Annotated in this window: 6 protein-coding genes; all 6 read left to right on the top strand. The window is 40.7% G+C overall.

The annotated features are described in order from the left end of the window. The first annotated feature begins 137 nt into the window (after nucleotides 1–137). The 6 genes from DWW52_RS15985 (at nucleotide 138) to DWW52_RS16010 (ending at nucleotide 8,218) form a co-directional block, all read left to right on the top strand. Nucleotides 138–3,611, top strand: a complete 3,474-nt coding sequence (locus tag DWW52_RS15985; protein ID WP_233556942.1) for a SusC/RagA family TonB-linked outer membrane protein — start codon at nucleotides 138–140, stop codon at nucleotides 3,609–3,611. Between the two features lie 11 nt (nucleotides 3,612–3,622). Then, the gene (locus DWW52_RS15990) at nucleotides 3,623–5,215 is read left to right on the top strand and encodes a RagB/SusD family nutrient uptake outer membrane protein (RefSeq protein ID WP_118716508.1); all 1,593 of its coding nucleotides are present in this window, start codon (nucleotides 3,623–3,625) and stop codon (nucleotides 5,213–5,215) included. Beyond that, nucleotides 5,203–5,826: a hypothetical protein gene (locus tag DWW52_RS15995; RefSeq protein ID WP_117722443.1), complete on the top strand. Its 624-nt coding sequence runs from the start codon at nucleotides 5,203–5,205 to the stop codon at nucleotides 5,824–5,826. The genes DWW52_RS15990 and DWW52_RS15995 overlap by 13 nt, the downstream gene beginning before the upstream one ends. A 10-nt stretch (nucleotides 5,827–5,836) precedes the next feature. Further along, nucleotides 5,837–6,622 carry a hypothetical protein gene (locus tag DWW52_RS16000; RefSeq protein ID WP_148315388.1) on the top strand — a complete coding sequence of 262 codons (786 nt, stop codon included), beginning with the start codon at nucleotides 5,837–5,839 and terminating at the stop codon, nucleotides 6,620–6,622. A gap of 85 nt (nucleotides 6,623–6,707) precedes the next feature. Next, a complete protein-coding gene (locus DWW52_RS16005; RefSeq protein WP_118716510.1) occupies nucleotides 6,708–7,988 on the top strand; it encodes a thioredoxin family protein in 1,281 nt (426 codons plus the stop codon). Continuing rightward, a complete protein-coding gene (locus DWW52_RS16010) occupies nucleotides 7,985–8,218 on the top strand; it encodes a hypothetical protein (protein WP_118716511.1) in 234 nt (77 codons plus the stop codon). Before DWW52_RS16005 ends, DWW52_RS16010 begins: the two co-directional genes overlap by 4 nt. Nucleotides 8,219–8,223 lie beyond the last annotated feature (5 nt).

An 8,223-nucleotide genomic window follows, 5' to 3' on the forward strand; every position in this document is an offset into this window, starting at 1 on the left:
AACTTTAGGTAAAGTACAACAAGTATGTGTAAGATGATTGTTGTACCATGTGTAATTTTAAAAACAAAAGTATGCAAAAAAGTCGAATTCGAATAAGAGCGCCACGGGGTATTCTTATTCGGAAAATGTTAATCTTTATGAAATTATTTTGTCTTTTTCAGTTTGTTTTTTTCATCTCGGTACAAGCTAATGTTTATTCTCAACAGGCTGTGATAAACGTGGAGATGGAGAATGTTTCTTTAAAGACTATTTTCACGGAGCTCAGTGTACAGGCCGGTTGTGATTTCTTGTACAATAACCAGATGATTCAGCAAAAGGGTTTGGTAAGCCTGAAAGTTCAGAACAAACCTTTGGATCAGGTATTGAAAGAGTGGTTACCTTCATTAGGGTTGACTTTTTCTTATGATGATAACGTGGTGATAATCCGTGCTATAAAGGAGGAAAAGAAAAAGGTGTATATGATCGAAGGCAAGGTCGTTGATGGAAACAATGTGCCAATGCCGGGTGTTACGGTACTTTTAGACAGTACCCAGTTCGGCACGTCAACGGATACTGCTGGGCGTTTTGTTTTACCCTTGCCAAGGGAGAAAGGTTCGTTAGTATTCTCCTTTGTCGGTTTTAAAACAAAGAAAGTTGCTTATATGGCTGGGAAGTTGGTGGTGGTGAAAATGGAGGAGGATATTTCCGGGTTGGATGAAGTTCAGGTCGTGGCTTATGGCTCCCAGAAAAAGCGTACTGTGATCAGTGCAATTTCATCCGTAAAAGGAGAGGAGTTAAAAGAATTGCCGACTCATAGTTTGGAGAATTTGTTGCAAGGGCATATGGCCGGAGTTGAGGTCAGTAATATATCCGGGTCTCCCGGTGGTGGCGGTTCTTTGGTTGCTATCCGTGGTTATAATTCTTTGGCCATGGAGGGAGAAGGTGCTGACAGGCAGTACGGGACTCCCCTATACGTAATTGACGGGGTGCCTATGCAGGCATTTACATCTTCGGTAACAGGGGCAAACACCTTATCCGATTTGGATCCCTCTATGATCGAGTCCATTGAGGTTTTGAAAGATGCGGCTTCGGCAGCCATTTACGGTTCTCGTGCGGGTAACGGGGTTATTTTGATTACCACGAAAAAAGGGCGTGCCGGGAAAGCACAATTCAATGCTAATGTATCTTACTCTGCATCGTGGTTGCCGAAAGCTCCGGAACAGTCAGGAGGACGGTACGAAAGATTGTTTTTTTTAAATGCTTTGCGTAACACGGTTGCTCCTTACAAAACCGCATCCGGAGAGTGGAAAATTCCTGCATCTTATGAAGAGGTCTACGCCAATAAGAGCACTAACGGTCCCATGTATAACTGGTTTTGGGGGAAAACGGGGCCTCAAGATGCCGTGGTGTTACAAGATAGTTTGAACCCTTTTTACAATAACTCAACGCATTGGTATCGTCAAAATTACAGGACCGCGGGAGTGGTTAATGCGAACTTGCAAGCATCCGGGGGATCGGAGAACGTGCGTTACATGGTTGGAGCCGGTTATTATGACGAGAAAGGAATCGCAATCAATACTGATTTTAAGCGTTTTAACATATTATCTAATTTAACTGCCCATCCGACTAAACGTTTGCGCATGGATACGCAGTTGGGACTTACTTACAGTGATCGTAGTAGGGGAACTTCCGCGGGAGCCGGGGGAAGTAAGTTTGAAGGAATTAGTTCTGAGGCTAAAACGACTTCTACTCTGTTGCCGGGAGGAGGAGCTATTGGTGATTTAATTATTCAAAAGTATAACGAGATTTCGGAGAAAAATCAAAGCTATTCTTTACGTTATAATCTGGCGTTGGATTACGAATTGGCACGTAATTTATATTTGAGGGTATCTGCAGGGATCGATTATAATCAACAGAATCAGAATACCTTTAAACCACGGGCTCTAGATGCCTATACACATTTTTCCAGTTCGGAAGGGACGATTACGAAAGATTTGTCGATCTTGAATGAAAATTTGCTGACGTATACGTTTAATTATTTGGATAAGCATAATTTGAAGATTATGCTAGGATTGTCGTTCCAAAAAGACCAGTCCTTTAGTAATAAAGGGAAAGCGATGAACGGGCCGAATGATAAGATTCATTATGTCGGTGCCGGTTGGGGAGGAGCTAACGGGTTGAATAATACGGGTACGGCGGATAATCCTTTTTATGTCTCTGCTTTTGACTACTCTTCAGGTTTTTCAGAAGAACGGATGAATAGTTATTTCGGGCGTTTGACTTATAATTATAAAGAAAAGTATTTATTTGAAGCAACACTTCGGCGGGATGGTTCTTCTGTGTTCGGGGAAGATGTGCGTTGGGCTACTTTCCCTTCTATAGCCGTGGGGTGGACTTTTTCGGATGAAAAGTTTATGAAACCGTTCTATTGGTTGAGTTTTGGAAAAATACGGGCGAGCTGGGGGGTCTCCGGTCAGAAATTCAGTCAACGTTATTTGTCTCAGGGATTATTGTCTGCTAATGGAACAACCTTTCATGGGGATATAGCCATGTTCCCAGATATAAGAGGAGGAGTTATTAACAAGAAATTAAGTTGGGAAGAGACTAATCAATATGATTTGGGATTTGACTTGAGTTTTCTGGATTATCGCTTGCGACTTGTCATAGATTATTATTACCGTTACACGAAGGGACAGCTGAATCAAATTTCTTTGCCGGGAGATATTTATTACCATCAATTCCAATGGCAGAACGGAATGGCGATTTCCAATCAAGGTTTAGAGCTTGAATTGGAGGCTGATATTTTGAGACACACGGCAGTAAAATGGAAAATGAAATTCAATGCTTCACGAAATTGGAATCGTTTTGAAAAAAGTGCTGACGGTTTTGATTTTATGGAACAGGTTATCGGAAAACCTTTACATCAGATAAAGGTTTTTAAAACAGACGGGTTCTATAATTCATTAGATGAAGTTCCGGTTTATTATTTAGCTAATAAGGAGGTACAACCTCTTTATTCTGGAATTACGGCTGGGATTTATCTTCCGGGGAGTCGGCGGCTTGTTGATTTGAACGGGGATGGTAGGATTACCGAGGATGCTGATGTTTATTTTGCAGAGAGTCCTCTACCTTTAGCTCACGGTGGTTTTATTAACCAACTTCGCTGGAAAAATTTTGACCTGAATATTTTCTTCAACTATTCACTGGGGCGTCATATCGTGAAAGTTTACGATGATGTGAGTATGACGGCAAATGGGAGCGCAAAACCTTTGTTCGTGGATGTCAATGATGTGAAAATTTGGACGGAGGCAGGTTCTAAGGCTGATTACCCGAAATCTCAAGTGTATGCTTATTTGATGAATCAAACAAGTGGACGTTATGATTGTGATATCGAAAATGTTAGTTTCTTGCGGTTAAAGCAACTGACATTAGGGTATAATGTCGGGGAACGGGTTCTTAATAAGTTGAAAATTTCAGGGGCTAGAATATTTATTACGGGAGAGAATTTGTTCCTATTGACAAATTATTCCGGTTTAGATCCGGAACTGGTAAATCCTACCCAAGGTGTGGATAATATGGGGTCTTATCCCTTACCTCGCAAATTTACCGTGGGTTTGTCTGTAAACTTTTAAATTGTAAGCACATGAAGAAAATATTAATACTTTTATTATTTGTTCCCCTGTTTTCATGTAATGATTGGTTAACTGTCGAGCCGGAAGATTCGGTGACTTTTGTCAATTACTTCAAAAATGAGGAAGAACTTAAGGCTTTGCATAACGGTATTGCTTCCTACATGAAGAATATTTGCGTGGGGGATCAACCTCAATTTTATAATTCTTTGGATGCCGATAATATTGAGTGGACTTATCAGGGATTTTGGACATTGGATCCTGATACTTATTTGCCCGAGGAAAGTATGGTGTTGAATGTGAGTTGGGCCAATTTTTATGAGGCGATATATATGGCTAACGTGATTATAGAGAATGAGTATCGTTTTGAAAATATATCCAAGGAAAGGGCTGAGTTCTGGTTGGGACAAGCTCATTTCTCTAAAGCAATGACTTATTTCCGGCTTGCCCAGATTTGGGGAAATGCTCCCATATCTAAAGGTTCTGAGTCTATAGCCCCGGAGGGTAAACGGCCTGCCCTAGAAGTACTGGAAGAAGCGGCTAAAGAGGCAAAATTGGCTTTGACTCTTCCGACTTATGATCAGTTGAGAGATGTGAATGGGAAACAGATTACTTCCAAACAATATGCTAGCTTGGGAACGGTGAATACGTTGTTGGCAAATATTTACGCTTGGATGGGAGGTTTGACGCATGAGGAGAAATATTGGAAAGAGGCCGAATCTTACGCTTCGGAGGTGATTGAAGGACGAGCCGGTGCATACGACTTGGAAAGTATTGACGGGTTGATCACGAATGTATTCGGAAAAGCGAGGTCGAGCGTGGAGACAATTTTTTGTATAGATAATGATCCGATAGATATTGATCGTCAATATGAAACCCGTTTTAAGGCTGAACTCCCGGGCCAGATGTTGATGACTTATCCTTATACGACAACGGACGAGTCGACGATCGCTTTGCTTGCGGAGGATTATTGGGATGACTATACGAAAATTTACGTGGAAACGGTAGAAAGTATTTATCCGGATGAAAATGATGCACGGCGGCGGGAGTTCTGGTATCAGTTGGGTGAATTGACTTATCCGCTGACAGAATGGGATGATGAAGTGGGTGATTTTGTAGAGGTGGGAAGAGAGGCAAGTCCTTGCGCACATATTGCAAAATGGAGGGACGTAATTATTCAAGAGAATACGCAATTTGTACAGGATCGTCCAGTAATTGCTACGGATGGAGATTGGATTGTATGGAGGTTGGCCGATTTAATTTTGCTTCGTGCGGAATGCAGGGCAAATCTTGGATTAACAACAGCCGTGGATGATTTGAACCGGGTGCGTGCTCGTGCGGAATTGACCGATTATAACGGGCCCACGGATAAGGAGAGTTTACGTCAAGAAGTTTTTGACGAACGGAGACGCGAACTTTTTGGAGAGGGGCAATTTTATTTTGATATTGTGCGTAACGGTTATTACAAAAAATATTTGAAAGGTAAGTTTCAAGAACTTACAGATCAAGATATAAAAAATGGAGCTCTTTACGCTCCGGTTGGTAGTGGGGCTTTTGAAAAAAATACGTTAATGACTCAAAATACTTATTGGCAATGGCAAAAATAACATATATGTTGAAAGGAGTTATCCTTGTTATGGTGTTAGCATTAGGATCATGTACAAAATGGAATTATCACGACGGGGGGTTGTCTGACGGTGTTCATGATTGTTCTATGTGGGAATATTTTCATACACAACCACATGATTGGGATTCTACAATGATTATGATTGAGCATGCCGGTTTAAAAGAATTGTTTGAAGGACGGGGGGAACATGAGCAAATTACATTCTTTGGTGTAACAAACTTGAGTATCCTGAATTATATGTTGCAAAATGGGTACAAGAGGGTGATAGATATTCCGGTTGAGGACTGTAAGAATATCTTGTGCAAGTTAATCGTGCCGAAGCGATTGATGGTCAACGATATTCCTAGAGGACAGATTATTGCCAATACAGGGGAAAAAGTGGATGGCATGGAAGCACAGACACTAAGGGGATCTGTATTTATGTGGACTCACCAGGAACCTTATATGCAAATAGAGGAAGCGGGAGAAGTTTCATTGTATATCAGGACTAATTCCGGTTCTGTCAGTTTTAGGGTTGTGTCGACAGATATTCAGACAAATAACGGTGTCGTACAGGCCATGGGATATGCTTTTGATTTGAATAAAATTTAAGAAAAAGGAAATGATGAAACTACATTTATATATTGCCATGTTATGGGTGATATCCTTGCTTGCAGGTTGTAATGATGTCACTGTCGGTTATTTGTACACGACTGAAGCTTCTTATTCAATGGATACTTTGCAGGTTACACGTTTTTCTGCTCTAGAAGATAATATCAACGAATTGGAAAGTGTTTTTGAGAAGTATACTCCGGAAATTCAAAACCTGCTGGCAGAGACCGACCAATTGGAAAAGGAATTTGTTTCATTGTCAAGCAAAAGGGATGAGTTATATGAAGCTTATAAGCGGGCGAGAATAGCTTGGCTGAATGCTCCGGCGTCAGATAAGGAGTATTACCAAGAGTTGTTGAATAAAGCTACTGAGGAATATACATATTGGAAAGATGAGGTTGTAGCTCCTGCAGAAAGAAAAATCCGTTCTCAGAAAAATACAATTTCTTCGATGTGCGGGAATATCGGGCTAGCTGATCCCTATACACTCCGGGAGCAAATTTCTCAACTTCAAGAGCAAATAGATAAAAATATTCCATGGACTACGGCTCAGATTGAACAAGTGTTAGGAACCGAACCGTTGCACTATTCTCTTTATAGAGTGAAGAGTAGTAACGGGCAGGCAGCTGCCGATGATTTTGCTAAATATATGACTGTTATCGGGGGAGGACGGATGTATGTTGATGCAAAGGTGGATTCTCCCGTGGGCTATTATACCGTGTCTCTGAAGATCGAAAATGAAGGTCATACGGCTATTTTGGAGGATATATTCACGTTTGAAGTGAGAAATAACTAATTGTTTTTTGGGTGTGTCAAAATCCGCTTTTAGATGAAGTCCATTTCGTGGATTTTGACACACTTTTTCTTTAAATTTTATTGCAATGAAATATATTAAATTATGGTTGGTGATCCTATTTTTAGGATTACTGGGAACGGTATCTGCCCAGATTACTTTTTTTGAAGGGACATTTGAAGATGCCGTGGCGAAAGCAAAAAAGGAAAAAAAGAATCTTTTTGTAGATTTTTATGCAGATTGGTGTGTGCCTTGTAAACTGATGGGGGAGCAGGTTTTCGTGTTACCTGAAGTAGGGGGATATTTTAACAAGAATTTTGTTTGTTGCCAGTTGAATGTTGAGTCTCCCGAGAACAAAGCGTTAGTACAAAAATACAAGATAAATGCTTTACCTACAATGTTGTTTCTTAACGTGAAAGGAGAAGTACTTCAATCTATTAACGGCACAAAAGAGCCTGCTGCTTTTGTGCATGAGGCTAAGGTCGTTATGGGAGAAGCTTTGAGTTTTGAAAAGTTGTACGAGAAAGTTAAGAAGGAAAAGAAAAATTTGGATTTGCGACAAGAGTTTTTATTGCAAGCTCCGGCTTTTATCGGTACACAGGAGGGATACAACCGGGAAAAATGGATTACTCGTATAGAGTCCTTGTTCGATGCTTACGTAGCAGATAAAACATTGGATAAAATGGTGACCCCGGAGGATTTTACTCTACTGACAATATTTCACCAGCAAAAAGATAAGAATGACCCGATTTTTGATGCTTTGGTGAAGAATTATCAGGGATACGTGGAACAAGTGGGGAAGGCTGACGTGAACAAGTATATTATCAGTTTGTATAACGGATATATCATATCCTTGTGTCGTAATGGCAAGGTAGAATACAAGCAGGAGCTAGAGCGGTTGAACGGAGACCTGAATCAGGTTTACGATGGGATACCGTTGGGGAATCTTACAGCTTTTGAAGCTGTTAATTTTCTTGCAGACGGGTATTATAATTTGTATCGAAAGAATTTGGATGTGTTTTTTGAAAATATGAATAAATATTTTCAAGGAGCAAGCTCGACATTGACGGTTAATAATTATACGGGACCGGTGGAAGATTTATTCTCGTTATATCAAGGTAATATTCCTGAAAATGCTTACCCGAGAGTGATTCCATGGTTGGAAAAAGCGTTAGCTTTTCCGCAAATGTCCGTACAGTTGAGAACTCGCGTACTTTGTCTGTTGGGAGATTGTTGGAAAGAAACTGGGGATCGGGCAAAGGCAAAGCAGTGTTATAATCAGGCTTTTATCGTGAGTGCGGAGATTGAGAACAAACAGTTGATGGTACAATTACAGCAAATGATTCAAGATCGATTAAGCGTGTTATGAGAAGTTTACTATTGTTGTTGTTCCTGTGTTCTCATTGTTTTGCCATCGCCCAGAAGGATTCCAATACCTTCCGTTACGGTAAGCTAAAGAACGGGTTGACTTATTATATCCGCCATACGGCAGCCCAACCGGGATATGCTGATTGTTATCTTGTGCAGAATGTCGGTTCTTTGATGGAAGACGAGAACCAAAATGGGTTAGCCCATGTTGGAAAAGCCACGCGACTTTGACCCTT

This window comes from Odoribacter sp. AF15-53, assembly GCF_003479425.1.
Classification (GTDB): Bacteria; Bacteroidota; Bacteroidia; order Bacteroidales; family Marinifilaceae; genus Butyricimonas.

Bases quoted from the DNA above. Each gene is read 5' to 3' on its own strand.
- DWW52_RS15985 (WP_233556942.1), top strand. From the start codon at position 138: ATGAAATTATTTTGTCTTTTTCAGTTTGTTTTTTTCATCTCGGTACAA.
- DWW52_RS16000 (WP_148315388.1), top strand. From the start codon at position 5,837: ATGATGAAACTACATTTATATATTGCCATGTTATGGGTGATATCCTTG.
- DWW52_RS15995 (WP_117722443.1), top strand. From the start codon at position 5,203: ATGGCAAAAATAACATATATGTTGAAAGGAGTTATCCTTGTTATGGTG.
- DWW52_RS15990 (WP_118716508.1), top strand. From the start codon at position 3,623: ATGAAGAAAATATTAATACTTTTATTATTTGTTCCCCTGTTTTCATGT.
- DWW52_RS16005 (WP_118716510.1), top strand. From the start codon at position 6,708: ATGAAATATATTAAATTATGGTTGGTGATCCTATTTTTAGGATTACTG.
- DWW52_RS16010 (WP_118716511.1), top strand. From the start codon at position 7,985: ATGAGAAGTTTACTATTGTTGTTGTTCCTGTGTTCTCATTGTTTTGCC.